Origin of the sequence: Corynebacterium sp. UMB10321, from assembly GCF_030228725.1 — a bacterium.
In the GTDB taxonomy this organism is placed as follows: Bacteria; Actinomycetota; Actinomycetes; order Mycobacteriales; family Mycobacteriaceae; genus Corynebacterium; species Corynebacterium pseudogenitalium.
The window spans coordinates 1-26,316 of the sequence record NZ_JASOZC010000013.1; the positions used below are offsets into that span (position 1 = coordinate 1).

General features: G+C 63.2%; 24 protein-coding genes and 5 tRNA genes. 12 read left to right on the forward strand and 17 right to left on the reverse strand.

Going from position 1 to position 26,316, the window contains the following annotated elements:
- Window positions 1–100 precede the first annotated feature (100 nt).
- Together murA and ramA are read right to left on the reverse strand one after the other, a co-directional pair.
- The gene (gene murA / locus QP752_RS10205; RefSeq protein WP_070361962.1) at window positions 101–1,357 is read right to left on the reverse strand and encodes a UDP-N-acetylglucosamine 1-carboxyvinyltransferase; all 1,257 of its coding nucleotides are present in this window, start codon (window positions 1,355–1,357) and stop codon (window positions 101–103) included.
- 24 nt (window positions 1,358–1,381) lie between these two features.
- On the reverse strand, window positions 1,382–2,242 hold the full coding sequence (ramA, locus tag QP752_RS10210) for an acetate metabolism transcriptional regulator RamA (RefSeq protein WP_284805434.1): 861 nt from the start codon (window positions 2,240–2,242) through the stop codon (window positions 1,382–1,384).
- Window positions 2,243–2,485: 243 nt separating this feature from the next.
- Between ramA and cysK the strand changes: the two genes are divergently transcribed.
- Both cysK and epsC read left to right on the forward strand, forming a co-directional pair.
- Window positions 2,486–3,421 carry a cysteine synthase A gene (gene cysK / locus QP752_RS10215; protein WP_256008638.1) on the forward strand — a complete coding sequence of 312 codons (936 nt, stop codon included), beginning with the start codon at window positions 2,486–2,488 and terminating at the stop codon, window positions 3,419–3,421.
- 51 nt (window positions 3,422–3,472) lie between these two features.
- Window positions 3,473–4,072: a serine O-acetyltransferase EpsC gene (gene epsC / locus QP752_RS10220; RefSeq protein ID WP_070478055.1), complete on the forward strand. Its 600-nt coding sequence runs from the start codon at window positions 3,473–3,475 to the stop codon at window positions 4,070–4,072.
- 6 nt (window positions 4,073–4,078) lie between these two features.
- Here epsC and QP752_RS10225 read toward each other — a convergent pair whose 3' ends face one another.
- The 6 genes from QP752_RS10225 to QP752_RS10250 form a co-directional block, all read right to left on the reverse strand.
- Window positions 4,079–4,375: a GNAT family N-acetyltransferase gene (locus QP752_RS10225; protein WP_070361958.1), complete on the reverse strand. Its 297-nt coding sequence runs from the start codon at window positions 4,373–4,375 to the stop codon at window positions 4,079–4,081.
- A gap of 66 nt (window positions 4,376–4,441) precedes the next feature.
- Window positions 4,442–4,514 (reverse strand) — tRNA-Phe (locus QP752_RS10230).
- A gap of 22 nt (window positions 4,515–4,536) precedes the next feature.
- Window positions 4,537–4,610: transfer RNA gene (locus QP752_RS10235), tRNA-Asp, on the reverse strand.
- A 186-nt stretch (window positions 4,611–4,796) separates the two neighbouring features.
- Window positions 4,797–4,873 (reverse strand) — tRNA-Asp (locus QP752_RS10240).
- A gap of 33 nt (window positions 4,874–4,906) precedes the next feature.
- Window positions 4,907–4,979 (reverse strand) — tRNA-Glu (locus tag QP752_RS10245).
- A 150-nt stretch (window positions 4,980–5,129) separates the two neighbouring features.
- Window positions 5,130–5,202: transfer RNA gene (locus QP752_RS10250), tRNA-Lys, on the reverse strand.
- A gap of 181 nt (window positions 5,203–5,383) precedes the next feature.
- Between QP752_RS10250 and QP752_RS10255 the strand changes: the two genes are divergently transcribed.
- The 4 genes from QP752_RS10255 to cydC are packed head-to-tail and all read left to right on the forward strand — an operon-like array spanning window position 5,384 to window position 11,049.
- Window positions 5,384–6,946 carry a cytochrome ubiquinol oxidase subunit I gene (locus QP752_RS10255; protein WP_284805435.1) on the forward strand — a complete coding sequence of 521 codons (1,563 nt, stop codon included), beginning with the start codon at window positions 5,384–5,386 and terminating at the stop codon, window positions 6,944–6,946.
- Between the two features lie 3 nt (window positions 6,947–6,949).
- Complete coding sequence (cydB, locus tag QP752_RS10260; protein WP_070361956.1) at window positions 6,950–7,954, forward strand: cytochrome d ubiquinol oxidase subunit II; 1,005 nt, start codon at window positions 6,950–6,952, stop codon at window positions 7,952–7,954.
- 3 nt (window positions 7,955–7,957) lie between these two features.
- Window positions 7,958–9,490 (forward strand): ABC transporter ATP-binding protein/permease, encoded by a 1,533-nt coding sequence (locus tag QP752_RS10265; RefSeq protein ID WP_284805436.1) that lies wholly within the window; start codon window positions 7,958–7,960, stop codon window positions 9,488–9,490.
- A complete protein-coding gene (gene cydC / locus QP752_RS10270) occupies window positions 9,487–11,049 on the forward strand; it encodes a thiol reductant ABC exporter subunit CydC (protein WP_284805437.1) in 1,563 nt (520 codons plus the stop codon). Before QP752_RS10265 ends, cydC begins: the two co-directional genes overlap by 4 nt.
- 6 nt (window positions 11,050–11,055) lie before the next feature.
- Here cydC and QP752_RS10275 read toward each other — a convergent pair whose 3' ends face one another.
- A complete protein-coding gene (locus QP752_RS10275) occupies window positions 11,056–12,558 on the reverse strand; it encodes an acetyl-CoA hydrolase/transferase family protein (RefSeq protein ID WP_070361953.1) in 1,503 nt (500 codons plus the stop codon).
- Window positions 12,559–12,756: 198 nt separating this feature from the next.
- Between QP752_RS10275 and dusB the strand changes: the two genes are divergently transcribed.
- Window positions 12,757–13,908, forward strand: coding sequence for a tRNA dihydrouridine synthase DusB (dusB, locus tag QP752_RS10280; protein ID WP_284805438.1), 1,152 nt, complete (start codon window positions 12,757–12,759; stop codon window positions 13,906–13,908).
- 44 nt (window positions 13,909–13,952) lie between these two features.
- Window positions 13,953–14,681, forward strand: coding sequence for a PhoU domain-containing protein (locus tag QP752_RS10285; protein WP_070363440.1), 729 nt, complete (start codon window positions 13,953–13,955; stop codon window positions 14,679–14,681).
- 3 nt (window positions 14,682–14,684) lie between these two features.
- Here the strand turns inward: QP752_RS10285 and pstB are convergent, their stop codons facing one another.
- The 5 genes from pstB to mshD form a co-directional block, all read right to left on the reverse strand.
- On the reverse strand, window positions 14,685–15,458 hold the full coding sequence (gene pstB / locus QP752_RS10290) for a phosphate ABC transporter ATP-binding protein PstB (protein WP_070361951.1): 774 nt from the start codon (window positions 15,456–15,458) through the stop codon (window positions 14,685–14,687).
- Window positions 15,459–15,472: 14 nt separating this feature from the next.
- Entirely contained in the window at window positions 15,473–16,300 is an 828-nt protein-coding gene (pstA, locus tag QP752_RS10295; RefSeq protein WP_141742207.1) for a phosphate ABC transporter permease PstA, read from the reverse strand.
- Window positions 16,301–16,362: 62 nt separating this feature from the next.
- Complete coding sequence (gene pstC, locus QP752_RS10300) at window positions 16,363–17,325, reverse strand: phosphate ABC transporter permease subunit PstC (protein ID WP_284805439.1); 963 nt, start codon at window positions 17,323–17,325, stop codon at window positions 16,363–16,365.
- Between the two features lie 2 nt (window positions 17,326–17,327).
- Entirely contained in the window at window positions 17,328–18,449 is a 1,122-nt protein-coding gene (gene pstS, locus QP752_RS10305) for a phosphate ABC transporter substrate-binding protein PstS (RefSeq protein ID WP_070361948.1), read from the reverse strand.
- A gap of 121 nt (window positions 18,450–18,570) precedes the next feature.
- Window positions 18,571–19,485: a mycothiol synthase gene (gene mshD, locus QP752_RS10310; protein ID WP_256005460.1), complete on the reverse strand. Its 915-nt coding sequence runs from the start codon at window positions 19,483–19,485 to the stop codon at window positions 18,571–18,573.
- Window positions 19,486–19,519: 34 nt separating this feature from the next.
- Between mshD and QP752_RS10315 the strand changes: the two genes are divergently transcribed.
- Complete coding sequence (locus QP752_RS10315; RefSeq protein ID WP_284805440.1) at window positions 19,520–20,257, forward strand: DUF2993 domain-containing protein; 738 nt, start codon at window positions 19,520–19,522, stop codon at window positions 20,255–20,257.
- A 20-nt stretch (window positions 20,258–20,277) separates the two neighbouring features.
- Window positions 20,278–20,901: an FABP family protein gene (locus QP752_RS10320; protein ID WP_070361945.1), complete on the forward strand. Its 624-nt coding sequence runs from the start codon at window positions 20,278–20,280 to the stop codon at window positions 20,899–20,901.
- Between the two features lie 20 nt (window positions 20,902–20,921).
- Here the strand turns inward: QP752_RS10320 and QP752_RS10325 are convergent, their stop codons facing one another.
- Window positions 20,922–21,845, reverse strand: a complete 924-nt coding sequence (locus QP752_RS10325; RefSeq protein WP_256001029.1) for an aminodeoxychorismate lyase — start codon at window positions 21,843–21,845, stop codon at window positions 20,922–20,924.
- Between the two features lie 31 nt (window positions 21,846–21,876).
- On the opposite strand from QP752_RS10325, the gene QP752_RS10330 reads away from it, so the two are divergent.
- Together QP752_RS10330 and QP752_RS10335 are read left to right on the forward strand one after the other, a co-directional pair.
- Complete coding sequence (locus QP752_RS10330; protein WP_284805441.1) at window positions 21,877–22,962, forward strand: folate-binding protein YgfZ; 1,086 nt, start codon at window positions 21,877–21,879, stop codon at window positions 22,960–22,962.
- A 189-nt stretch (window positions 22,963–23,151) separates the two neighbouring features.
- The gene (locus QP752_RS10335) at window positions 23,152–23,358 is read left to right on the forward strand and encodes a DUF3073 domain-containing protein (protein WP_070478076.1); all 207 of its coding nucleotides are present in this window, start codon (window positions 23,152–23,154) and stop codon (window positions 23,356–23,358) included.
- Between the two features lie 377 nt (window positions 23,359–23,735).
- On the opposite strand, the gene purM is transcribed toward QP752_RS10335, so the two are convergent.
- Entirely contained in the window at window positions 23,736–24,809 is a 1,074-nt protein-coding gene (purM, locus tag QP752_RS10340; protein ID WP_070975533.1) for a phosphoribosylformylglycinamidine cyclo-ligase, read from the reverse strand.
- On the reverse strand, window positions 24,806–26,299 hold the full coding sequence (gene purF / locus QP752_RS10345) for an amidophosphoribosyltransferase (protein ID WP_252931992.1): 1,494 nt from the start codon (window positions 26,297–26,299) through the stop codon (window positions 24,806–24,808). The genes purM and purF overlap by 4 nt, the downstream gene beginning before the upstream one ends.
- Between the last annotated feature and the right edge of the window lie 17 nt (window positions 26,300–26,316).

The window sequence follows — 26,316 nt, forward strand, 5'->3', positions numbered from 1 at the left end:
CCCTCCAAGCGGCCAGGCCGCTCGTCGGCAACGAGGGATAACTTAACCACGAACCAACAAACAACACAAATCGCCTGGGAGGGACCGGTTTTTAAGCGTTCTAATCGTTTGCTCGTTGCACCTTCGCACCGAGTTCATTGAGCTGCTCCACAAATCGCGGGTAACCACGGTCAATGTGGTAGACATCGTGCACCGTGGTCTGCCCTTCCGCGACAAGGCCAGCGAGGACGAGTCCCGCGCCCGCACGAATGTCAGAGCTCCATACATCCGTGGAGGAGAGCGTCGAAACGCCACGAAGAGCCACATGGTGGCCATCGATGTTGGCGTCAGCGCCGAGGCGCATCATTTCGTCGACAAACCGGAAGCGCGCTTCGAAGACGTTCTCCGTAATGACTGAAACGCCGTCGGCTACCGCGGAAAGTGCAATCGCCATCGGTTGCAGGTCTGTCGGGAAGCCGGGGAACGGCAGCGTCTGGTAGTCGACGGCCTTGGGGCGTTGGTTCATGCGTACGCGGAAACCGTTGTCGTAAGTCTCCACCTGCGCGCCAGCCAGCTTGATCTTCTGCAAAGGAAGGTGCAGGTGACCTGGTGCAATGCCGGATACCGTGATATCGCCCTGAGTAATTGCAGCTGCGTAAGCCCAGGTTCCGGCAACAATCCGGTCGCCAACCACGGTGTGTTGCGTCGGCTCCAGCTTTTGGACGCCATCGATAACAATTGTCGACGTTCCCGCACCCTCGATCTTCGCCCCCATGGCCCGGAGCATGTCGCAAAGGTCGACGATCTCCGGTTCACGTGCCGCGTTGGAGAGAGTAGTACGCCCCTCAGCAAGTACTGCCGCGGTAATGATGTTCTCGGTCGCACCAACCGAGGGGAAGTCGAGTGCGATGTCCGCGCCGTGCAGCTGCTGGGCGCGGGCAACAACGGCTCCGTGCTCGATGTGTGTCGTCGCCCCGAGCTTCTCCAGGCCAGACTGGTGCATATCTAGAGGTCGGGACCCAATCGCGTCGCCACCAGGAAGGGCAACATACGCCTCGCCGCAGCGGGCGACGAGCGGGCCAAGCACCGCAACGGAGGCGCGGAATTGCCGGACGGCTTCGAAGTCGGCGTGGGGAGAAACCTCAGCAGGAGTGTGGATGGTGACCACGGTGCCGTCGATATCTACGGAGCAGCCGAGTCCGACGAGGACGTCCCGCATGAGGGGGACGTCGAGAATTTCGGGGCAGTTAAATAGCGTTGTTGTACCTTCGGCGAGCAGCGCTGCCGCCATGAGCTTCAACACGCTGTTCTTGGCGCCGTCTACCTTTACGACGCCTTCAAGCCGGGTACCGCCAGAGACTAAAAATCGTTCTTTCACGGAACCCAGCGTACCCAACAACGGTTACGGCAACGCCCCGATGCGACGAGCTGCGTTAACGGCCTCGTAGCGGGTGTGTGCCCCAAGCTTGCGCATCACGCTGCGGAGGTAGGACTTCACCGTCTCGGCACCGATCCCCATCTCGGCCGCGGCCTCAACATTGGTATGGCCGAGCGCAACACAGGAAAGAACGTCGAGTTCACGAGCGGAAAGCTTCGTCGTCTGCTTCACGCGCACCGGGGAAACCATCTGGTCACACAGCTGCTCGATTTCCTTGCGAAGATTTTCATCGCCCACACGATTTGCTAGCATGCGCAGCTTCGAGTGCGTGGAGCGAACCTGCTCCCACTCAGCACTGTTCATAACGCGACCCGTCTTCTGTCCGGCGCGCGCGCCGTCGCCCTGCCTCAGGACGGTATTGACCGCGAGGTCCTGCTCGAGACAGCGAGCCGTCATAGCAACCTCTTCAATCACCTTGTCGCCCAAACGCACCGGCGAGTGCACACCCACGTAGAGGACGCCACGGATCTCGCGCTGGGTAATTACCGGGACTGCAACGATGGAGTGCAGGCCTTCGTCTTGAATCTGCTTGTCGTACTCGTGGGAGATGACATTCGCGCGTGTGTAGTCGGAAATACCCACCGCGCGGCGCGTAGCGACGACCCTTCCACCTACACCGGCACCTGACTCAATGACAAGCTCCTGCAGGGCTGGAGTCCGTAGTCCGATCCATTGCGTGATCTGCAAACGGTTATCCGCCAGGAGGGTGCCATACATGGCTACGGGGATACCGGTTGCGGTTTTCAGCGTGGTCAACGCTGCCCGGATGGCGTCGTCGTCTTCCTTAAGGCACTGTGCGTCGGTCAATGATCTCTCGCTTTCCACCCGTTCGAGTGTCCCCTGTTTAGGGACACTGCTTGTCGAACTTGACTCAAAGCCCTTTCATCATAACGCGTTTTCGGGGGTAGCCAAACTTTGCACTTGCCACACATTCACAGAAACACAACCCCGGAAGTAGGTGAACAAATCGGTCTATTTGACAAAGACTAGCTGGTTCATGTCGCGAGTGTATAATCGCGCAACAAGAACGCAACGTAAGCGAAACATACAGGTAAAGGAGTTATTTTCATGGCAAAGATCGCAAAGTCAGTATTGGACCTCATCGGCAATACGCCGCTCGTAGAGCTCAACGGCATCACTGACGGGCTCAAGGCACGCGTCCTAGCAAAACTTGAGTTTTACAACCCGGCAAATTCCGTCAAGGACCGTATTGGTGACGCAATCGTCCGCGCGGCGGAAGCCTCCGGCGAACTGAAGCCAGGCGGCACCATCGTGGAAGCGACATCGGGCAACACCGGCATCGCACTTGCACTCACCGGCGCCGCGAAGGGCTACAAAGTCATCCTGACCATGCCGGAAACAATGTCGCAGGAGCGTCGCGTGGTCCTTCGCGCGTACGGGGCAGAGATCGTATTGACGCCAGGCGCGGCAGGCATGAAGGGGGCCGTCGATAAGGCGAACGAGATCGTCGAGACGACGGACAACGCAATCCTGGCCAGCCAGTTCGAAAATGAAGCCAACCCGCAGGTCCACTACGAGACCACCGGCCCCGAGATTTGGAACGACACTGATGGGGAGGTCGACATTGTGGTTGCCGGCGTCGGCACAGGTGGCACGATCTCTGGCTCTGCGAAGTACCTCAAAGAGCAGAAGGAATCCATCAAGGCCGTCGCAGTTGAGCCAGCTGCTTCCCCACTGCTGTCCACCGGCGAGGCAGGCCCGCACAAGATTCAGGGCCTCGGTGCGAACTTCATCCCTGGCACGTTCGACCGCAACGTCATCGACGAGATTATTACAGTCTCAAACGAAGACGCCGTCGCCACCTCACGCGAACTTGCGATGAAGGACGGTGTCCTCGGCGGCATCTCGGCGGGCGCAAACCTCAAGGCGGCGCTCGAACTCGCCGCTCGCGACGAGAACGAAGGCAAGACGATCGTCGTGATCATTCCGGACTTCGGCGAGCGCTACGTCTCCACCGTGCTCTACGAAGACATCCGCGACTAGACCCAACGGGCACGACGCCACCCCGCGGGTGGTCGTTGATAGGATCGCCACATGATCAAAACGGCCATCCGCGTGATTCAAATGATCCGCGAGGACCTTGCCAACGCGAGGGACCACGACCCGGCGGCGCGAGGCGACCTCGAGAACGCCATCGTCTACTCAGGGCTCCACGCCATTTGGACTCACCGCGTGTGCCACTGGATGTGGCAACGCAACCTGAAAGGGCCCGCGCGTGTGCTCGCCCAGGCCAACCGCTTCTTCACCGGTATTGAGATTCACCCCGGCGCCACCATCGGCCGACGCTTCTTCATCGACCACGGCATGGGCATCGTCATCGGTGAGACTACCGAAATCGGCGACGGCGTCATGCTCTACCACGGCGTAACGCTCGGCGGACAGGTGCTTACACAGACGAAGCGCCACCCCACCATCGGCAACAACGTCACCATCGGTGCCGGGGCGAAGGTCCTCGGCCCCATCACAATCGGAGACAACACAGCGGTTGGGGCGAATGCCGTCGTCACAAAATCGATCCCGGCGAACTCCATCGCCGTCGGCATTCCTGCCAAGGTCAGGGAGCGCCAAGAGTGCGAAACAAAGCACCTCGTCGACCCCGACAAGTACTTCGACCCGGGCAGCTACGTCATCTAATCCGCGCTACTTGACGAGGTCCGCGTACTCCGGGTTCTGCGCAATGTAGCGCGCCACAGCGGGGCACGTCGGAATAACGTTGAGACCCTCGGAGCGGGCGTCGTCAAGCGCGAACTGCATCAGCGGCTTCGAGAGGCCCTGGCCGCGGAACTTCGGGTCCACCACCGTATGTGGCAGCTCCCGCGCACCGTCGACGTCAGCGTACGTGGCAAACCCGGCCAATTGCCCGTCGACAAATATCTCGTAGCGGGACTCCTGGTCATTCCTCTTCAGCTCGGGCTGTACTGCGTCGTGCTGCGACAAATCAACGCTCCAATCCTCGGGGACAGAAACACAAAACCCCTCCACCGCAGTGAAGGGGTTGGAGTGTGGCCAGAGCCAGGATCGAACTGGCGACCCCACACTTTTCAGGCGTGTGCTCTACCGACTGAGCTATCTGGCCAGAACAACACAAGTGCTGTTCGCGACCCTGACGGGACTTGAACCCGCGACCTCCGCCGTGACAGGGCGGCGCGCTAACCAACTGCGCCACAGGGCCTTATTCAGTTTCGTACTCACGGCCGCTACACGGTCGCTTGCACGAGTTGATACTTTACACAGAGCTCTCGAACACAAGCAAATCGCCAGCACAAACCATATTTTTCGACGCCACTTCACCTCTTCATGTAGGCAGGTTGGACAAAATAAAAAGAGCCGGAACGTTTCCGTTCCGACTCTTCAAACATGGCGACCCTGACGGGACTTGAACCCGCGACCTCCGCCGTGACAGGGCGGCGCGCTAACCAACTGCGCCACAGGGCCATATGTTTTTGTGTTTCAACCTTGCGGCTGAAGTACCCCCAACGGGATTCGAACCCGTGTTGCCGCCGTGAAAGGGCGGAGTCCTAGGCCTCTAGACGATGGGGGCCCGCTGCGTTAACAGCTCGACCATCATAAGCCGATGCAGAATAACATCACAAATCACCAGTACATAGCAAGTTTTCAAGGGGCGCGCCGACTCAAGCCACTCTGCATCCAACAAAAAGCGCCACCGACCGAAGTCGCGTGGCGCTGAATGTGGGCCCTGCGGGGATCGAACCCGCGACCTGCGGATTAAAAGTCCGTAGCTCTACCAACTGAGCTAAAGGCCCGTGCGCAACAACTTAGCACAACTCAAGGGTGGGCCGAAATCGTAAACCCACCCCGAAATGACCCTTCAGGACGCTACCCCCATATATGGTCATACTCCCTGGAAGTTAGGGGTTTTCGGCGCCTGCTACGGTAAATATATGACCATAACCTTTATTGGTTGTTTACGTTGAAGGAGTCACAATGCCGCTAGATTTAGTCGATCTGTCAAGGTGGCAGTTCGGCATTACGACGGTCTATCACTACCTTTTCGTCCCACTGACCATGGGACTCGCGCCGATGGTTGCGATCATGCAAAGCATCTGGCACAAGACTGGCGACGAGCGCTGGTACCGCGCGACCCGTTTCTTCGGAAACATCTTCCTCATTAACTTCGCAATGGGCGTTGTCACCGGCATCGTCCAGGAGTTCCAGTTCGGCTTGAACTGGTCTGAATACTCCTCGTTCGTGGGAGACGTGTTTGGTGCACCGCTCGCCTTCGAGGGCCTGACGGCATTCTTCTTTGAATCCGTCTTCCTCGGCGTCTGGATTTTCGGTTGGGGCAGGTTGCCGAAGTGGGCACACCTTGCGTCAATCTGGATTGTTTCGATCGCCGTGAACATCTCGGCGTTCTGGATTATTACCGCAAACTCGTTCATGCAGCACCCGGTGGGCGCTGTGTTCAACCCGGAAACGAACCGCGCTGAGCTGGTTTCCTTCAAGGCGTTGCTGACGAACCCAACGGTGCTGTGGGCATTCCCGCACGCGGTGTTCGGCGCTTGGATGCTCGCGGGCACGTTGGTGTGTGGCGTCGCTGGCTGGTGGATGATTCGCGAGGCCCGCAAGGGCGATCCGGATGGGGATGCCGCGACGGTGTGGCGTTCCTGCACCCGCTTCGGTGCGTGGGTCATCCTCGCTGCGACGGTGCTCATCACGCTGACTGGTGATGAGCTGGCCAAGCTGATGTTTACGCAGCAGCCGATGAAGATGGCGTCGGCAGAGGCACTGTGCCACACCGAGCTGGATCCGCACTTCTCGGTGCTTTCTATCTCGACGTACAACGACTGCGAGTCCGCAACCCAGCTGATCGGCCTGCCATTTGTGCTTCCGTTCCTGGCACAAGGCAAGTTTTCCGGCGTTGAGCTGCAGGGCGTGCTGGATCTGCAGCAGTACTACGAGTCGCTGTACGGCCCGGGCAACTACACCCCGAACCTGTTCGTGACGTACTGGTCCTTCCGCATGATGATCTTCTTCATCGTCGTTTCCGTCGTGATGGCGCTGGTAGGCCTGTGGGTAACCCGCGGCAAGCGCGTGCCTACTGCGAAGTGGCTGGGCACCTTGTGCCTGGTGGCGCTGCCGGCTCCATGGCTGTCGAACATTTCGGGCTGGATCTTCACTGAGATGGGCCGTCAGCCGTGGATCGTCCATCCGAACCCTGCGTTCCAGGGTGGGGACCATCCGGGTATGGAGCAGAACATTCACATGCTGCTGGACTTCGGTGTTTCTGACCACCAGCCGTGGCAGGTACTGCTCTCTATGGTGCTGTTCACGGTGCTCTACGGCATCGGTGCGGTGCTGTGGGTGTGGCTCATTCAGCGTCAGGTCCGTAAGGGCATGGACCAGCCTGGACTGCACGAGGGCGACTCCAAGCGCCTGAAGGATGTGCTCTACGGTCCGAACGCCGAGACCGAGTTGGAGCCGTTGAGCTTCAAGTCTTCGCAGGAGTCCGGCGCAACCACAACCACTGCGGACAACAAGGAGCTATAAATCATGGACTTGCAAGTGCTTTGGTTTGTGATCATCGGAGTGTTCTTCACCGGCTACTTCGTGTTGGAGGGCTTTGACTTCGGTGTTGGCATGTTGTTGCCGTTCATGAAGGGCGATGAGATCGAGAACGACCGTCGTCGTACGGCTGCGATCAGGACGATTGGCCCGATCTGGGACGGCAACGAGGTGTGGCTCATTACGGGCGGCGCGGCGATTTTCGCGGCGTTCCCGGAGTGGTACGCCACGCTGTTTTCCGGCTTTTACCTGCCGCTGGTGCTCATCCTTATGGGCCTGATTGTCCGCGGCGTGAGCTTGGAGTGGCGAGTCAAGGTGGACACGCTGAAGTGGCGCAGGCTTTGCGACGCCGGCACGGCGTTTGGCTCCTACCTGCCTACGCTGCTGTGGGGCGTTGGTTTCACGAACATCGTGATGGGCGTTCCGCTCAACGAGCAGGGCCGCCTGGACTCCTTCTATGACGGCTTCCTTGGCCTGCTCAACCCGCTCGGCCTGCTGGGCGGCGTGGCGTTCGTGCTGCTGTTCATGCTGCACGGTGCGACGTTCCTTGGGTTTAAGTCCCACGATCCGCTGCGTGCTGAGATGCACGCGTTTGCAAAGAAGTTCATCGCTGGCCCGGCGATTGTGGTTGGCGCAGCGTACCTGCTGTGGATCCAGCTCACGCTGGGCGCTGGCTGGACCTGGATCCCGCTGGCACTCGCGGCGGTCGGCCTGATCGTTTCGGTGGTTGGCATCGCTGGCAACCGTGATGGATTGGCGTTCTGGATGACGGCGTTTGCCATTATCTGCTGCGCGATCGTTCTCTTCGGTTCGCTATTCCCGGACGTGATGCCGTCGACAAGCGACCTGTTCGCTGGCTGGGATATCCGCAACGCGTCCTCCTCGCCGTACACCTTGAAGGTGATGACGTGGGCGGCTGTGTGCCTCACCCCGATCGTCCTGGCAGGTCAGATTTGGACCTACTGGGCGTTCCGGAAGAGGGTGTCGGTCTAGGCTATGGCCTCGCCGATTGACCCCCGGCTACTTCGCCTCGTTCCGCCCGTGCGCCAACTCATTGTGCGCACGGGCGTTGCGCAAGCTACAGACACGTTGCTGCTGGTGGCCCGGGGTATTTTGATTGGGATTGTCGCAGCGTCGGCGGTGACGGAGCGCGCGGTTCCGCGTGCCTCGTTGCTGTTGGCGCTTGCTGGCGTTGTTGTGGCCCACGGCGTGTTGTCGTGGGTAGCGCAGCGCTGGTCCGCCGATGCGGTCGGCGGCGTTGTAGAGGACTTGCGGACGAAGGCGCTGCGGGCGTTGGCGAAGCAGGACCCGCGCGCGGTGGAGCAGGATTCGGCAACGTGGAGCCATGTGCTCACGCGCGGCATTACGGACTTCCGCCCATATCTCACGGAGTTCCTCCCTGCCCTCTTTTCGACGGCCATCGGCACCCCAATCGTGGTCGCCGTCATCTTCTACTTCGACTGGATCTCTGGCGTGTTTTGCCTGATTACGCTGCCGTTGATTCCGATGTTTATGGTGCTGATCGGCAAGTTGACGGCGGATCACACCAAGCGCCGACTCGAGGTCACAGCTGGGCTGGGAGCTCAACTGTCGGACCTGTTGGCAGGTGCCCCGACACTGCGCGCTCTGCACGCCACGAAGCGTCCTGCGCAGCAGATCCGCCAAACGGGCCAAAAACACGCGGACTCCACGATGGGAGTGCTACGACTGGCATTCCTGTCCTCGTTCGCATTGGAGTTCATCGCGACGCTGTCGGTGGCGTTGGTCGCGGTGAGCATCGGCCTGCGGCTGGTGACCGGTTCGATCACGCTGCTGGCCGGGCTGACGGTGCTCATCATCGTCCCGGAGGTTTTCGCACCGATCCGTAGGGTCGGCGCAAGCTACCACGCCGCAGCCGACGGCCTGAGCGCTGCCGAGCGCGTCCTCGAGCTTCTCGACGCCCCCTCCGCCACCACCGGCTCCTACATCGCCGAGGAACCCGGTGTGCAGGTACGCAACCTGAGCGTGCGTGGGCGCGACGGCGTACGCCCGGACGGTCTGACGTTTGATGCCCCGCGCGGCCAGGTCACGGTGCTGACCGGCGCAAATGGTTCTGGTAAGTCAACCACGCTGTTGGCGGTGCTGGGCCAGTTGCCGGATGCAATGGTTGGGGGCGAAGTGGGCGTCGAGAAGAAGGTGGCGTATCTGCCTGCGACCCCGGCGATGGAGCCTGGGACCGTGGGCTCGAACGTGGCTCTGTTCGGCGCGCGCGGGGACGTCAGCCTGGTGGGCGTGTCCGAGGCACATGCTGTCGGCCCATATGGGGACGGCATTTCCGCAGGCCAGCGACAGCGCGTCGGCATTGCGCGCACGTTCGCCGCGGATGCGGACGTGTTCGTGTTGGACGAGCCGACCGCGCACCTCTCCCCCGAGTTAGTTGACGAAGTGATACGAAGGATGCGCGGGCTGGCGCAGCGGGGCGCTGCGGTGCTGGTTGCGTCCCATGACCAGCGGGTACTCGACGCCGCGGACCAGGTGGTGCAGGTATGAGTGACTTGAAGTTTTTGCTGCGCATCGCGCAGGTGCGTCCCCGCGACCTGATCAGCCCGATCATCGCCGGTGCGATCACGCTTCTGGCGGCGCTGAGCCTGACGGTACTGTCCGGCTGGCTGATTACGCGCGCGTGGGAGATGCCGCCGGTGTTGGACCTCTCGGTGGCGGTGACGGCTGTGCGCACGTTGGGTATTTCGCGAGCGGTGTTCCGCTACCTTGACCGGTTGGTGGCGCACAAGCTGGGCCTGCGCGCGCTGACGACGCTGCGCGCCACCATGTACGACGCCCAGGCGGCCGCCGGCCGTGTGGGCCGCGGCGAGGGCCAGGCGCTGCTGGTGGCGGATACGGAGCGCGTGACGGATTACATCGTGCGCACGCTCGTCCCGCGTGGCGTCGCCGTGGTGCTCACGGTGGTAGCCATCGTGGGCGCGGCGGTGCTGCACCCCCTTGCGGCGGTGATCATGGCGGGTGGGTTCGCGCTCACGGGCCTGCTCATCCCCTACTTAGCGACGCGCGCTTCGCGCAACACCTTCCTTGTCGAGGCAGAAAACGCTTTCACGCTGCAGCTCGACTCGGTGCTGCACGACAGGGTGGAGTACGCCGTCGCTGGCAAGGGCGACGCGCTGATAGAGCAAGCCGCGCAGGCCTCGGCGGATGCGAGCAAGGCGTGGGCTCAATCCACGCGCCCGGAGGCCACCGCGTCTGCAATCCAGGCGTGGGCCACGGGCATCTGCGCACTGCTCATCACGTGGTTGGCCGTCGAGACGTATACGGGCAACCCGGTGTGGCTGGGCATGCTGGTAATGCTGCCGCTGGCGGCCTTTGAGGCGCACGGCCCACTCGCGGGGGCTGCGGTGCACGCGGACCAGGCGAAGCGCAGTGCCCACCGCCTGCGCGAGGTCGCGGACCGCGCCGAAGAGACAACGAAGCTCAGCGGCGGACCCCTCCCCCACCCGGAGACCGGCGTGGCCGTGCGGGCGGAGGCGCTGCGCACCGTCTACGGCGACCAAGCATGGGACTTCGAGCTTGCCCCCGGCCAGCGGATGCTGGTGCGCGGGCCTTCCGGCTGCGGCAAGACCACGATGCTGGAAACGCTCGCCGGCCTGCTGCCCGTCGCCGGCGGGACGGCGGCCATCGCGGAGGGTGCGCGCCTGTTCGCGGAGGACGCATGGGTGTTCGCCACGACGGTGCGGGAGAACCTGCTGGTTGCCAACGGCGACGCCAGCGACGCCCGCATGGCGGAGGCACTGGAGGCGACCGGCTTCGAGTTCGGCCTGGATTTCATGCTGGCTAACGGCGCAGACTCGCTGTCCTCCGGGCAGCGCCGCCGACTGCTGCTGGCCCGCGCCCTGGTCAGCGACGCCCCCATCCTGCTGCTCGACGAACCAACCGAGCACCTCTCGATCGACGCCGCGGAGCACCTCCTCGATGTCCTGCTGCACGAACCGCTACCCGGCGCGCTGCCGCAGCGCACGGTGATTGCGGTCGTACACGTCGACGGGCCCGTCGGCATCGAGGTTGCTGCCTCGCCGACGGGCCCGGATGCGGTGTCGTAGCTGGCGCTACTTCTTCATCGTGCCGGTTTCCATGATGCGGGTATGGAAGTCGAACGCATGACGCAGATCGTGTGGCGTCTGCTGGAACTTGCTCTTCGACGCCAGCTCCACGTACTCCTCGAGCAGTGGGCGGTAGTCGGGGTGAGCGATCGCGATCATCTTGGCCACACGGTCACGTGGAGCGAGGCCGCGCAGGTCAGCTACACCGAACTCGGTGATGAAGACCATCGCGTCGTGCTCGGTGTGGTCCACGTGGGAGACCATCGGGACGATGGAGGAAATCGCTCCGTCCTTCGCGGTTGCCGGGGAGATGAACGAGGAGATGTAGGCGTTGCGGGTGAAGTCGCCAGAGCCGCCCAGAGCGTTCATGATGCGGGAGCCGTTGATGTGGGTGGAGTTCGCGTTGCCGTAAATGTCCGCCTCAATCATGCCGTTGGAGGCAATCAGGCCGGTGCGGCGGATGACCTCCGGGTGGTTCGAGATCTGCTGCGGGCGCAGGATGATGGACTCGCGGTAGCGCTTGGCTTCCGCGTTCATCTTGTCTGCGTACTCAGGGGACAGCGAGAAGGACGTTGCGGATGCGACGGACATCTTGCCGGCGTCGATAAGGTCGACCATGCCATCCTGGATAACCTCGGTGTACGCCTGGATGTTCTCAAACTTCGAGTCCATCAGGCCCGCCATCACAGCGTTCGGCACGTTGCCCACGCCGGACTGCATAACGTAGCCGTCGTAGGTGAGGCGGCCGTGGCGCACCTCGTGCTCGAGGAAGTCGAGGAAGTTCGCGGCGATGCGCTCAGAGGTCTCGTCCGGAGCCTTGAACGGCGCGTTGCGGTCCTCAGCGTTGGTCTTGACGACGGCGACGACCTTCTCCGGATCGATCTCGATGTAGGTGGTACCGATGCGGTCGCCAGCCTTGGTAATCGGGATCGGGATGCGGTTCGGCAGTGGTGGCACGAGCCAAATGTCGTGCATACCTTCAAGGTCCAGCGACTGCCACTCGTTGACCTCGATGATGATCTTCTTCGCAGCGTTGAGGTACTCAACGGAGTTGCCGACCGACGAGGAAGGCACGATGTTGCCCTCCTCGGTAATGCGGACGGCCTCGACGATCGCGACGTCCACGTCGCCGAAGAAACCCTGCTCAACCATCATGCCGGAGTGGGACAGGTGGATGTCCTGGAACTTCATCTCGCCGGCGTTGATCTTGTTACGCATCTGCGGGTCAGACTGGTACGGCATTCGGTAGCGCAGCGCATTTGCTTCCGCCAGGACACCGTCGCACTCCGGTGCCGTCGAAGCGCCGGTGAACAGGTCGATTGCGTACTCCCGGCCAGCGTTATGCTCGTCGGTTGCCTTGGCTGCGATCGCAGCAGGCATTGCCTTCGGGTAACCAGCGCCGGTGAATCCCGAGATACCGACCTTATCTCCATGGTTCACGAACTGGGCAGCTTCCTCTGCAGTCATGACCTTGGCGCGCAGCTTGTCACTCGCGATACGCTCGCTCATTAAAAACCTCACTTCGTGTTGATGATTCAGATATCACACCACCATAATTGTGACTTAGGTCTTACGGCAGAAAACTACGCAAACATCCAGAAAGGTCACCCTCACTGGATACCCCCTACCGGGCGAAGCGGGCGTCGACAAACAAAAAGGACATCCGAATTGGACTGCGCAGGCAGTGACGGGAACAATGGGGGCACTATGAACCCACATCTGAGCATCGGCGGCCTGGAGCTGAACTCCCCCGTCCTCCTCGCGCCGATGGCCGGCGTGACCAACATGCCGTTCCGCGTGCTGTGCCGCGAAATTGAGCAGGAGCTCACCGGCACCACCTCCGGGCTGTACGTCTGCGAGATGATCACCGCCCGCGCGATGGTCGAGCGCAACGAGAAAACGCTCAGGATGATCCGCTTCGCCGATGTGGAACAGCCGCGCTCCATGCAGCTCTACACCGTGGACCCCGCCTACACGTACGAGGCGGTGCGCATGATCGTCGAGGAAAACATCGCCGACCATGTGGACATGAACTTCGGCTGCCCGGTACCGAAGGTGACCCGGCGCGGCGGCGGCTCTGCCATCCCGTATAAGCGGAGGCTGTACGGCAACATAGTGGCTGCGGCTGTCCGCGCGGCGGAAGGTTCGGGGGTGCCGATTACGGTGAAGTTCCGCATCGGGATTGACGACGACCACCACACGCACATGGACGCCGGGCGCATCGCCGCCGAGGAAGGTGCGGCAGCCGTGGCGCTGCACGCGCGCACTGCCGCGGAGCGCTACTCCGGGGCGGCGCACTGGGATGAGGTCGCCCGGCTGGTTGAGCACATGCGCGGCACGGGGCTGCCGGTGATCGGCAACGGGGACATCTTCGCTGCCAAGGATGCGACCGACATGATGGAGCAAACCGGCTGCCACGGCGTGGAGGTAGGCCGCGGGTGCTTGGGCAGGCCGTGGCTATTCGCCCAGATCGGTGCACAGCTGCGCGGGGAGCCGATCCCGCCGGAGCCGACGCTCGGGCGCGTCAGCGGCATCATCGCCCGCCACGCGGAACTGCTCGCGGAGCACGTCGGTGAGCAGCAGGCCTGCCGCGACATCCGCAAGCACACCGGCTGGTACCTGCGCGGATTCCCGGTTGGCGGCGAATTCCGCAAGGACCTGGCCCGGGTGGAAACGCTCGATGAGCTCGGGGCGCTGCTGGCGACCATCGCGGACTCCGAAGAACTCGCCGAGCACGCCGATGACGCCCGCGGCCGCCAGGGTTCCTCCTCCAAGGTTGCGCTGCCTGAGGGCTGGCTCGACGATCCGGAGGACGCCACCGTGCCGGAGGGCGCCGAGATCGAGAACAACGGCGGCTAGGCTTTTACCTCGTTGATGAGGCCATACCTATTACTATGGCGGACATGCGTACCGCCTACCGTGAACACCTCGAAGCCTTCAACCGCGACCTGCTGCAGATGTGCGACACCGTGCGCGAGGTCATGCAGCTGGCGTCCACCGCGCTGTTGGAGCAGTCACTCGAGGACGCCGAGCATGCCCTCAACGCGTCCGACCCGCTCAAGGAGCTGAAGCTGCGCTGCGAGGAGCGCAGCATGAGCCTGCTCGCGCTGGAGAACCCGGTGGCGGGAGACCTGCGCCAGGTGCTGTCCTCTATCTATATCGTGGAGAACTTCTCGCGGATGGGCGCGATGGCGAAGCACATTGCGAAGCTGGCGCGGCTGCGCCACCCCTTCCCCGTGTTGCCGAACACGGAGCACGCCCCGATCGCTGAGATGGCCGCCCGCGTGGACGAAATGGTCAACATCACACACGACCTGCTGCTCGACCCTGACGCGGACGTCGCCGTTGAGCTCAACGCAATCGACGAAGGTGTCGACGACCTCCACGACTACCTCAACGCCATCACAACGTCTGACTCCTGGGAACACTCTGCGCGGGAGGCCGTCGACGTGGCGCTCGTCTCCCGCTACTACGAGCGCTACGCGGACCGCTGCGTGAACGTCGCCGGCCGCGTCGTCTTCCTGGTCACGGGCCTAAACCCGAAGGAGTACATGAAGCAGCGCGACGAGGACGCGTTTGACCGCCACTCGAAGCTGGCGGCAATCGAGCGGCGGTTCAGAGCCAAGAAGTAGCGGCTAGCCGAAGCGGCCTGCGATGTAGTCTTCGGTTTCCTGCCGTGACGGGTTCTCGAAGATCGTGGTGGTGTCGTCGAACTCGATGAGCTGGCCAGGCTTACCGGTTGCTTCCAGGGAGAAGAACGCCGTCTTGTCGGACACACGCGCGGCCTGCTGCATGTTGTGTGTCACGATCACGATGGTGTAGTTCTCCTTCAGCTCGTGGATGAGTTCCTCCACGGCCAGGGTCGAGATCGGGTCGAGGGCGGAGCAGGGCTCGTCCATAAGCAAGACCTCGGGGCGCACCGCGATGGCCCTCGCGATGCAGAGGCGCTGCTGCTGACCACCGGAAAGGCCGCCACCCGGCTTGTCCAGGCGGTCCTTGACCTCGTCCCACAGGTTCGCCGCGCGCAGGGAGCGCTCCGCGACGTCCTTGAGCTCCTTCTTGTTCTTCACCCCTGCCAAGCGCAGGCCCGCCACGACGTTGTCCTCGATGGACATCGTCGGGAACGGGTTGGCCTTCTGGAACACCATGCCGACGGTGCTTCGCACCGACACCGGGTCCACGTCCTTGCCGTAAATATTGTGGCCGTCCAGAATAATCTCGCCCTGCACGGAGGCGCCCGGGATCACCTCGTGCATGCGGTTGAGCGTGCGCAGCACGGTTGACTTGCCACAGCCCGAAGGGCCGATGAACGCAGTGACTGCCTGCGCGGGAATCTCCATGGTGACGTCCTGCACCGCGTGAAAATCACCGTAGTAAATGTTGACGTCACGCATCTGAAGCTTCGACATATTGCACGTAATCCTTATTTCTTCACTGAAAACTTCGCGGCAATCAACCGCGCGAGGGCGTTGAGCACAACAACAATGATGAGCAGTGTGAGGGCCGAGCCCCACAGCCTGTCGGCGGCCGCACCCGTGCCGCCTGCCTTCCACATGTCCAGCATGAACAGCGGCAGCGAGGACTGCGGCTGACCAAACATGCCGGCCCAGTTCACGATCGGCGTGGACCCAACCAGGATCAGCACCGGCGCGGACTCGCCCATCACGCGGGCAATCGCCAGCATGATGCCGGTGGTGATGCCGGAGAAGGCTGTCGGCACCACGACGCGCACGATGGTCTTCCACTTCGGCACGCCCAGGGCGTAGGACGCCTCGCGCAGATCCATCGGTACCACGCGCAGCATCTCCTCCGTATTGCGCACCACCACGGGCAGCATCAGCAGGATCAGCGACAGCGCGACCGCGAAACCGGAGCGCGCCTGCCCCAGCACCGTGATCCACAGCGCGTAGATGAACAGCGCGGCAACAATCGACGGCACACCTGACAGGATGTCCACCATGAACGTGGTCAGCTTGCCCAGCTTCCCGCCCTTGTCATACTCCACCAGGTAGATCGCTGTGGCCACGCCAATCGGGATCGCAATTATCGACGCCACCAATGTCTGCGCCAGCGTTCCTACAATCGCGTGCAGCGCACCGCCGCCCTCCTTGGTGGCGCGGATACCGACCATGTCGGTGGTCCACCAGGACACGTCGCTGATGGCGTCCCACCCGCGGCCGACCACCGTGACCAGCAGCCACAGCAGCGGCAGCATCGCCAGCACCATCGTGGCAGCCACGAGGGTGCCCATCACAGCGCTTTTGATCGTGCGCGACTTCGCCACGGGGGTAAATGGCGACATAGGCTTTGTTGTCATTTACTTCTCCTCACAATCGCGCGCGCTGCAGCGTTGACCGCAAACGTAATCACAAACAGGACCAAGCCCGCCGCAATGTAGGCGCCAGCGCTAATCGGGTTATTGAACTCCGCGGACGCATTCGCGATCGCGGTTGCGAAGGTGGTGCCGCCGTCGAAGAGCGAGCCGCGGAACAGCGGTGCCGGGGAGACCACCATGTACAGCGCCATCGTCTCGCCCAGCGCGCGGCCCAGCCCCAGCATGGAACCGGCCACGAAGCCGGACTTGCCGAACGGCAGCACCGTCATCCGCACCACGTCCCAGCGCGTCGCACCCAACGCCATCGCAGACTCGATGAGACCGCGCGGCGTCTGCGTGAAGATCTCGCGCGCGGTGGCTGCGATGATCGGCAAGATCATGATGGCCAGCACGATGCCACCGGTCAGGATGTTGCGGCCCGTCGCGAACGACGGCGAGTTTTGGTAGTGCGCGAAGAGGAAGAAGTCGCCTCCCCAGGAATGCACCCACTCATAAAACTTGCCCAGTGCAGGTCCCAGCACCTTCGCGCCCCAGATGCCGTAGACGATCGACGGCACCGCCGCCAGCAAGTCCACCAGCACCGCGAGCGGGCGCACCATGCGCTTCGGCGCGAAGCTCGAGAGGAACAACGCCACACCCAGAGCGACCGGCATCGCGATGAGCAACGCGATGAGCGAAATCATCACCGTGGAGAAGAACAAGTTCGGGATACCGAAACGCATTGCGTCTAAGTTCGCCGTCTCCCACGGACCCGAATACGTCAGGAACCCGAGGAAGCCGCCTTCGTTCCGCAGCAGGGGCGGCAACGCCTCCAGCAGGAGGAATGCGCCAATCGCAGAAATGATGAGCGTGATTAAAACCGAAGAGGACGTCGATACGCCCTCGAAGACGCGGTCCCCGGCTCGGCGCCGGGAGCGCGCCTCAACTTGAGCTGTAGCCATTGTTACTGAATCGCGTTAATGGCCTCGCGGAGACGCTCAGCGTGCGCGCCCGACACCGGGATGAAGCCCTCGGACTCCAGCTCGCTGTCCTGCGAGTCCAGCGCCACGTTCAGGAAGTCACGCACCATGCCAGCGGTTGCGGCATCGTAGCCAGCCGAGCACACAATTTCGTAGGTGGTCAGGATCAGCGGGTAGGAATCCGCATCCTTCGACGCGAACAGTGCCTCCGAGTCCACCACCATGTTGTGGCCCTCCGTGGAGAACTTCATGTGTGCCAGCGCGTTGCCCACGGTGGTGGAGTTCAGCTCAACCGGGCCGTTGCCGAAGTCAACCTTCGCAATCTTGTCTGCGAAGCCCGCCTCAACGTAGGTGATCGCACCCGGGGTGTTTGCCACCTGGTCAGCGACACCGGTGGAGCCGTTCGCGCCGGAGCCGACCTCCGTCGGGAACGCCTTGCCCTTCGACTCCCACTTGCCGTCAGACGCGGCAATCAGGAACTTCTGGAAGTTGTCCGAGGTACCCGACTCATCCGCGCGGTAAACGACGTTGATCTTCTGGTCCGGCAGCTCCACGCCCGGGTTGGACTCCGCAATCTTCGGGTCATTCCAGTTCTTGATGACGCCCTGGAAGATCTCCACGATGTTGTCGACGCTCAGCGTCAGCTCGTCGACGCCCTCCAGGTTGTATGCAACCGCGACAGGGCCAATCACGAACGGCAGGTGCCACGCCTCGTTGCCACCGCAGCGCTCCGCCGCCTTTGCGACTTCCTCTTCCTTCAGTGGCGAGTCGGAGCCTGCGAAGACCACCTGGTTATCCAGGAACTGCTTCACGCCAGCGCCGGAACCAGTCGGGTTGTACGCAAGCGTTGCCCCCGGAACGTCTGCCTCGTACACGGTACGGAAGTAGTCCATCGCGTTCTGCTGCGAAGACGCGCCCTCCGCCAGCAGCTGCCCAGTTTCGCCGGAAAGTTCGTACTCCCCTGCGACTGCAGCATCGGAACCGGGGGTATCCGTTGCGGAGGTGTCCGCCGCATTGTCTGCACCGTTGCCACACGCAACCAACGCGGCCGACGCTACCGCCAATGCACCGAATACTGCTGCAGAACGCTGATTTTTGAAATTCACGTGGAATACCTTTCCAAGAAATAGTGACCTTTAATGTTCGAGGAGTAACGCTAAAGCGTGATGGTGAACACTAAAGGCCCCTATTCGTGAACTTCACATGAATGTTGCGTGACGGTTGGGTTTAATCACCCGCCGCTGCCCCCGCTGCTTTATATACGACGTGGCGCTCCGCGACCTGGAATCCAAGCTCCTCGTAGCGCTTCACGGCCGGGGCATTGTCCGCCTCAACGTAGAGGATCACGGCCGGGCTTCCCTGCTCCGCGAGGTGAACCAGCCCCAGTTCCATCAATACGCCGCCAAGGCCGTGGCCGCGGAAGGCGTCCGCCAAGCCGACAACGTAGACCTCTCCGGTGCCGTCCGGGTGGCGCTTCGTCCAGTGGAAGCCCGCAAGCTCCTCGCCGCGGTAGAGCAGCCACACCCCGGCTGGGTCGAACCACTCCGCTTCCATCGCGCGGTGCAGGCGCTCGGTATCCCAGCCGCCTTGCTCCGGGTGCCAGGAAAACGCCTGGTTGTTGGCCTCCAGCCACGCCTTTTCGACGGCCCCACGGCCCCACTTTGCGCTCGCCTCGGTGAGGTTGAACGCCTCGTATCCCTCGGGCAGCTGTACAGGTTCAGCGCGCACCTCGTCCAGACGCATCACGAGCAGCTCGCGCACCGGGCGCAGCCCGAGCAGCAGTGCGACCTCGTGGGCGTCGGGCAGGTTGCCGTGGGCCCATAGGCCGGCGGCGGGGTTGTGGGCGAAGGCGGCGTCGACAAGGCTGCGGCCCATCCCCTGACCTCGCGACTGCGGATCCACCGCGAGCTCCGCCGAACCGTCCGGGGCGAACCCCACGACTCCTACAACGTCGTCACCTTGGTTGACTACCAGGTGGTTGTGGCCCAGGCGGGCGTCGTGAAGCCCGTTGAGGAACTGCTCGGAAAAGGCTGCGATGCCGTCGTAGTCCGCGACGCGCTGCAGCATCGCCTCGACCTGTTTGGCCGTCTCCGGATGTTCCGGCAGCGTGAGCGGTTGGGGGTGAAAGCGAGTGTTCGTCATGCCCCAAGGCTAGCGTGTGTGTACAACTAGAGACGTGAAGAAACGGTCGATCGCCCTCGGGCTCGTTGCGGTGCTGTGCGTCGGTGGCGCCGCCGACACCCTGTTCGCCTCCGGTGTGGAGCGCACGCTCTCGAGGCAGGCCGCGCAGCTCAACGGGCTCGAAGTCGCCCCTGAGGCCTACATCTCCGGGTTCCCGGTGGCGCTGGCTGCTGTGACCGGAGCTGTGTCAAGGGTGAGCCTGCACTCCGTGGACGTGCCGGTGGCGGGCGTCGGCGTGGGCAACGCCGGGGTGGAGCTGATCAACCTGGAGCTGCCCGCAAACGCCGGGCAACGCTTGCGCCGCGCGGACCTCACCGGCGCGCAAGCCGACGTCGTGCGCCGCACAGTACGCCTCGACGGCGTCGCATTCGGCCAGCTCCTCGGCATGACCGACCTCGACATCGCGCACCCTTACGACATCTCGCCCTCCGGCGGCACCGCAAGCGAAGCCCGCATGACCGGCACCGTCCCCGGCACGAACATCCCCACCACAGTCGTGGTCACCCTGCGCCTCGACGGCCCCACCTTCCGCATGCGGCCCAGCCAGCTTATCGACGTCCCCTCCGACCTCACCGACCGCGTCATCGACGCATACACCCTGGACAGGGACACCCGCGACCTGCCGCTAGGCGGCCAGGCCGACAACGTGCAACTCTCCGGCGGCTCCATCGAATTTTCCCGCGACCGCATCAACACCGTCGTGGAGGCCGGCGACCTCGCGCCGCTGGTGTAGGACGTTGTAGCCTGGTACGCATGAGTGAAAAGCTAAACGGAAACGAAGCAGTCAACCTCGCCGCGGAGCAGTCGAAGGCGACTGCGCACCGCAATATCCCAGCGCTTGGGTTTGATGAGATGCCGCTGCCAGCGGACACGGCCAACCTTCGCGAGGGCCCTAGCCTCCACGACGGCCTCTTAGCACTTCTGCCGCTGGTCGGCGTGTGGCACGGCGAGGGCCAGGCCAACGATAACGGCGACGAGTACGCGTTTGGCCAGCAGCTGGTCATCTCCCACGACGGCGAGAATTACCTCCGCTTCGAGTCCCGCATCTGGCGCCTGGACGAGGACGGCAAGCCCACCGGCGCGGACCAGCGCGAGGTCGGCTTCTGGCGTATTTCCCTGAAAGACGAAATCGAGGTCACCCTGACTAATTCCCGCGGGCTCACCGAGATCATGTACGGCACGCTGCTCAACGAGCGCGCATGGCAGCTGACCAGCGCGTCGACCATCGTGACGGAAACCGGCCCTGAGAACCACGGCCCGGGCAAGCGCGTCTACGGCCTGATGCCGAACAACAACCTCGGTTGGGTTGACGAGCGCGCCGTCGACGGCGAGATGGTCCCCTACATGTCCGCAGAGCTCAAGCGCGTGGCTGGCTAAGCACTAGGGTTTACAGGCTGTTACAGGCCGATGCTCGCGTCGAGCGCCTGCTGCACTAGCTCCTGGATCTCCCGAGCGTTCTCGGGGGCCGGGAGCTTTTTGTCATTCAGGCGCTTCACCCTCGTCGCCATCCGAGTGGAGCTCACCAGCCACACCGACTCAGCCTTGAACAGCTCATTGAGGTAGATGTCTTTCTGCTTGCACTTCCAGCCGCGCTCGGATGCGTACTCGAACAGCGCGGCCTGCGTCGTGCCCGGCAGGATGCCCGGCCCCGGCTTCGGCGTGCGGATCCGCCCGCCCTTCTTCACCACGATCACCGTCGAGTTTGCGCCCTCCAGCACGCGCTCGGTGGTGGGGTCGATGTAGATGACGTCGTCGTGCCCGTGGCTCTTCGCCCAGCGCAGCGCAGCCATGTTCGCCGCATAGTTCAAGGTCTTCGCGCCTACCTGCATCCACGGCACTGCGTGTTCACCGGTGTCCAGGGAGTAGCCACGCGAGGTCGTCATCACCGACACCCCGCTCTTGCGCTGCTTCAGGGCAGTCTCGTCGATGGGGCGCACCGTCAACCACGCCGTGGGGACGCCGGTGGTTTCGCGGCCGCGCGTCATCGTCCACACGCAGCGCGCGTCCACTTCCTCCGGCTCGCTGCCGCGCTCGCGCACGTAGTCGGCCACCGCCTCATTCGTCGCCTTCACCCAGTGGTCCACCCCCGGGTCCGGCAGGTCGAGTGTGCGGGCGCTTCGCCGGAAACGCTCAATGTGGGCCTCAAGGTTGGCGGGCACCCCCTTCCGGATCAGGATGGTTTCGAAGATGCCGTCGCCACGCGTGACGGCGGCGTCGTCCCAAAACACGTGCGGCATGCTGGCGTTTTGGCGTCGAATAGAACCGCCGAACGGTTCCACAAGATAGATCACTGGAGCTGGTAACAAGTGCGACGAACCCATGCGTTCATAGTATCCCGCTACGATGGTGGATGTGTTGAACTCTTCTCCACTTTTGCAACGCCCTGGCGCCGCAGAGTTTGCGGGCACGACGCCGCTCGACGCGAAGGGGGTCGCCTGGCACTACGGGGAGCCGCTCGGCGAACAACGCGCCATGGACACCCAGCCCGTCATCATCGACCGCTCGCAGCGCCGCATCATCGCGGTCGCGGGGCCCGACGCACCAGAGTTCTTAAACAACCTCCTCTCACAAAAGCTTGACGACGCCCCCTCCGGCTTCGCAGCCTCCGCCCTCGACCTCGACGCACAGGGCAGGATCCTCCACCACGCCGACGTCTTCTACGACGGCGCCACGTTCTACCTCGACCTGCCAGCCGCGCAATACGAAACCTTCACCGCGTTCCTGCGCAAAATGGTGTTCTGGTCCGACGTCACCATCACCGACACCGACCTGGCGATCCTCACGCTCATCGGCCCAGCCGACGCCACGGAAGCCCTCGCGTCGATGGACGGCACGGCGTTTTCCCGGCGGGTGTCCCCGTGGACCGCGCACGCGCGCTTCGACATCGCGGTCGAACGCGACCGGCTCGAAGAGGTCGTCGATGCGCTGGTGGAACGCGGCGGCGTGCTCGGCGGGCTGATGGCGTTCACCGCCGAGCGGGTGCGGGCCGGCGAGCCCGAACTCGGCGCCGACTGCGACGAAAAAACCATCCCGCACGAAGCCCCGCGCCTGATCAACCGCGGTGACCGCATCGCCGCCGTCCACCTGGAGAAGGGCTGCTACCGCGGGCAAGAGACCGTCGCGCGCGTGGAAAACATTGGCCGCTCCCCCCGCCTGATGGTCATGCTGCAGCTCGACGGCTCCGCACCCACCGAGCCAGAGATCGGTGCAACCATCCGGGCGGGCGGGCGCGCGGTTGGCACACTCGGCACCGTTGTCCACGACGCCGACTACGGCCCCATCGCACTGGCCCGCCTGAAACGGTCCGCACTCAACGCCGGCACTGACGTCAACCTTGACATCGATGGCGTTTCCGCCCGCATCGACCCCGATTCCCTCCCCACCGACGAGGGCGAGAAAGCCGGGCGCAAGGCACAACAACGGCTGCGCGGCAACTAGGTCTCAAATTGGGGCCCGGTGCGGGCTCTCACCGGGGCCCGCTGGGCAAACACACAGGTCACCCCATGGAGGGGAATTTTTGGAACGTTCGCGCTATTATGTCCTACAGGACAATTAACGAATCGAAAAGCATGAGGCCGCTCCCTGCCCGGGAGCCGCCCAGAAGAACCACCTCAAGGGGGTCACGCAATGGGTCGCGGACGCGCCAAAGCAAAGCAGACCAAGGTTGCTCGCCAACTGAAGTACAACTCTCCCGAAATGGACCTCGAGTCGCTCCAACGCGAGCTCGCAGGCAAAGCTCCGAAGAAGAGCTGGGAAGAGGACGACGACTACGAGGTAGATGACCAGTACGCCGATTACGCCGACTGGGATGCGTACGGCACCTCAGGCCGCTAAACGTCCAACGCTTACAAAGAACACCTGCTGCCCATCCGGGCCGCGGGTGTTCTTTTGGTGCCTTAACACTCGTTCAGAGGCTGCTGGCACCAAGGAGACACCAAATTCCTTGGTTTTAGGTAGAGGCCTGGCGTTTTCCCTAGTCGCGGGTCGGGCGGGAGAGAATTTGGTGCACGCACGGGAGCACGAGTGCCAAAGGACGCAATTCCAAAACAGGCCACTTACATATCCACAGGTCACAAAAGGGCTAGATAAAACTGGGTGTGTCCTTTGGCACTGAGGCCACTAAGGCGACACCACATTCCTGCACAGCCAATCAGCGACCTGGGCTTTTGTGAAGCCCGGTGATTGAAATTGCGGAATGTGGTGCGTGATTCCTAAGAATGCTGGCCCCGAAGTACCGCGCGGGCATCCTCGTCGGCATCTGCAGCGCGGACCTCGCCGAGGACCCAGCTGTCGATGCCGCGGTCCTTCAGCAGCGCCAACGCCTGGTCACGCGCTTCTGGTGCCACGACGGCCACCATGCCGATACCCATGTTGAAGGTCTTCTCCATCTCCTCGACGGGGACGTCGCCGACGGATTGGATGGTCTGGAAGATCGGACCGGGGGTCCAGGTGGAGCGGTCCATGTCGGCAACGAGGCCCTCAGGGATGATGCGCTCCATGTTGCCCGCCAAGCCGCCGCCGGTGACGTGGCAGAAGGTGCGCACGTCGCACTCCTTGGCAAGCGCCAGGCAGTCGAGGGCGTAAATCTTGGTTGGTTCGAGGAGCTCCTCGCCGAGGGTGCGGCCGAGGGCGTCGACGTGGCCGTCGAGAGGCAGGCCGGCGCGCTCGAGCAGCACGTAGCGCGCGAGTGAGTAGCCGTTGGAGTGCAGGCCGGAGGACGCCATCGCGATGATGGTGTCGCCCTCGCGGACCTTGTCCGGGCCGAGGAGCTCGGAAGCTTCGACGACGCCGATGGCGGTGGCGGAGACGTCGTAGTCGTTGACGTCCATGACGCCTGGGTGCTCCGCGGTCTCGCCGCCGAGCAGCGCACAGCCTGCCTGGACGCAGCCCTCGGCGATGCCGGAAACGATGTCAGCGACCTTCTCGGGGACGACCTTGCCGATCGCGATGTAGTCCTGCAGGAAGAGTGGTTCGGCACCGCAGACGACGAGGTCGTCGACGCACATGGCGACCAGGTCGATGCCGATGGTGTCGTGCTTGTCCATCGCCTGAGCGACGGCCAGCTTGGTACCGACGCCGTCGGATCCGGCCGCGAGCAGCGGCTCCTTGTACTTGCCCAAGGCGAACAGGCCGGCGAAGCCGCCGATGCCACCCTGGACCTCTGGGCGGGAGGCACGCTTGGCAAGGGGCGCGAGCAACTCTACGGCCTTGTCGCCGGCTTCGATGGAGACACCTGCGGCCTCGTAGGACACGCCCGAGTCAGCTGGGGTGTTGTGGTGGGTCATGATGCGTTTTCACCTTTCTGAAGACGACGAACAAGATCTGCGTTGTGGTTGCCCTCCGGGAGCCCGAGTGGGTACTCGCCGGTGAAGCAGGCCGCGCAGAGGTTGGAGGCTGGCTGGTTGGTGGAGGCGATCATGTCCTCGGTGGTGACGAACGCCAGGGAGTCCGCACCCACCATGGTCCTGATGGACTCGGCAACAACTTCTTCGTTGCCACCGCGCCCGTGGTTGGCGATGAGTTCGCCGGGGCTGGCGAAGTCGATGCCGTAGAAGCACGGCCACTTCACCGGTGGCGAAGCGATGCGCACGTGCACTTCGGCGGCGCCGGCCTCGCGCAGCATACGGATCAGTTTGCGCTGGGTGTTGCCGCGCACGATGGAGTCATCCACGACGACGAGCTTCTTACCCTCGATGACTTCGCGCACCGGGTTGAGCTTCAGTCGCAGGCCCAACTGGCGCAGCGTGTCCGAGGGCTGGATGAAGGTGCGGCCCACGTAGGCGTTCTTCATCATGCCCTGCTTAAACGGGATGCCGGACTCCTCGGCGTAGCCGATTGCTGCCGGGGTGCCGGACTCTGGGACCGGCATGACCAGGTCAGCGTCGACGGGTGCGACGCGGGCCAGGCGGCGCCCGATGTCGATGCGGGCGCTGTTGACGGATTGGCCGTCGACAACTGAGTCGGGCCGGGCGACGTAGACGTACTCGAACACGCAGTGCGCGTGCGGTGCGTCGGCGAAGCGCTCGGAGTGGACGCCGGTCTCGTCGATGGCGATGAGCTCGCCTGGTTCGATGTCGCGGACGAAGGAGGCGCCCACGATGTCCAGCGCACACGTTTCGGATGCGACGACCCAGCCGCGTTCCAGGCGGCCGAGGCACAGTGGGCGCACGCCGTGTGGGTCGCGGGCCGCGTAGAGGGTTTTACCGTCGGTCACCATGAAGCAGAACGCACCCTTGACGCGCGGCAGGAGTTGGCGCGCGGATTCCAGGAGGGTGACGTCGTCGCGGATGGCGTCGGCAAGCAGGGCGGAGACGACCGCCGTGTCGGAGGAGGAGCCCTGGCCCTCTACCCCGTCGGCGGGGATGAGCTTGCGCTCCACGGCTTCGCGCTGCAGCTCCACGTAGTTGGTCAGGTTGCCGTTGTGTGCCAGCGCGACGTCGGTGCCGTTGGGGCTGACGCGGTACATCGGCTGCACGTTGTCCCACGAGTTATTGCCCGCCGTGGAGTACCGGGTGTGGCCGATGGCGACGTCGCCTTGCAACGCGCCGAGCGTCGGCTCGTCAAAGATTTGGCTGACCAGCCCGATGTCTTTGAACACCACCACTTGGTCGTGGTCGCCCACAGCGATACCTGCGCCTTCTTGGCCGCGGTGCTGGAGGGCAAATAGTCCGAAATATGTCAGTTTTGATACGTCTTCACCGGGCGCCCAGACGCCGAACACACCGCATTCTTCGCGCGGCGTGTCATCCCCGATGTATTCCTCTTCGGTTCGCACGTGCTCTACTCTAACGA

Excerpts from the sequence above, each read along its gene's own strand:
- cysK (WP_256008638.1), top strand. The coding sequence starts at position 2,486 with ATGGCAAAGATCGCAAAGTCAGTATTGGACCTCATCGGCAATACGCCG.
- epsC (WP_070478055.1), top strand. The coding sequence starts at position 3,473 with ATGATCAAAACGGCCATCCGCGTGATTCAAATGATCCGCGAGGACCTT.
- QP752_RS10255 (WP_284805435.1), top strand. The coding sequence starts at position 5,384 with ATGCCGCTAGATTTAGTCGATCTGTCAAGGTGGCAGTTCGGCATTACG.
- cydB (WP_070361956.1), top strand. The coding sequence starts at position 6,950 with ATGGACTTGCAAGTGCTTTGGTTTGTGATCATCGGAGTGTTCTTCACC.
- QP752_RS10265 (WP_284805436.1), top strand. The coding sequence starts at position 7,958 with ATGGCCTCGCCGATTGACCCCCGGCTACTTCGCCTCGTTCCGCCCGTG.
- cydC (WP_284805437.1), top strand. The coding sequence starts at position 9,487 with ATGAGTGACTTGAAGTTTTTGCTGCGCATCGCGCAGGTGCGTCCCCGC.
- QP752_RS10275 (WP_070361953.1), bottom strand. The coding sequence starts at position 12,558 with ATGAGCGAGCGTATCGCGAGTGACAAGCTGCGCGCCAAGGTCATGACT.
- dusB (WP_284805438.1), top strand. The coding sequence starts at position 12,757 with ATGAACCCACATCTGAGCATCGGCGGCCTGGAGCTGAACTCCCCCGTC.
- QP752_RS10285 (WP_070363440.1), top strand. The coding sequence starts at position 13,953 with ATGCGTACCGCCTACCGTGAACACCTCGAAGCCTTCAACCGCGACCTG.
- pstB (WP_070361951.1), bottom strand. The coding sequence starts at position 15,458 with ATGTCGAAGCTTCAGATGCGTGACGTCAACATTTACTACGGTGATTTT.
- pstA (WP_141742207.1), bottom strand. The coding sequence starts at position 16,300 with ATGGGCACCCTCGTGGCTGCCACGATGGTGCTGGCGATGCTGCCGCTG.
- pstC (WP_284805439.1), bottom strand. The coding sequence starts at position 17,325 with ATGGCTACAGCTCAAGTTGAGGCGCGCTCCCGGCGCCGAGCCGGGGAC.
- mshD (WP_256005460.1), bottom strand. The coding sequence starts at position 19,485 with ATGACGAACACTCGCTTTCACCCCCAACCGCTCACGCTGCCGGAACAT.
- QP752_RS10320 (WP_070361945.1), top strand. The coding sequence starts at position 20,278 with ATGAGTGAAAAGCTAAACGGAAACGAAGCAGTCAACCTCGCCGCGGAG.
- QP752_RS10325 (WP_256001029.1), bottom strand. The coding sequence starts at position 21,845 with ATGGGTTCGTCGCACTTGTTACCAGCTCCAGTGATCTATCTTGTGGAA.
- QP752_RS10335 (WP_070478076.1), top strand. The coding sequence starts at position 23,152 with ATGGGTCGCGGACGCGCCAAAGCAAAGCAGACCAAGGTTGCTCGCCAA.
- purM (WP_070975533.1), bottom strand. The coding sequence starts at position 24,809 with ATGACCCACCACAACACCCCAGCTGACTCGGGCGTGTCCTACGAGGCC.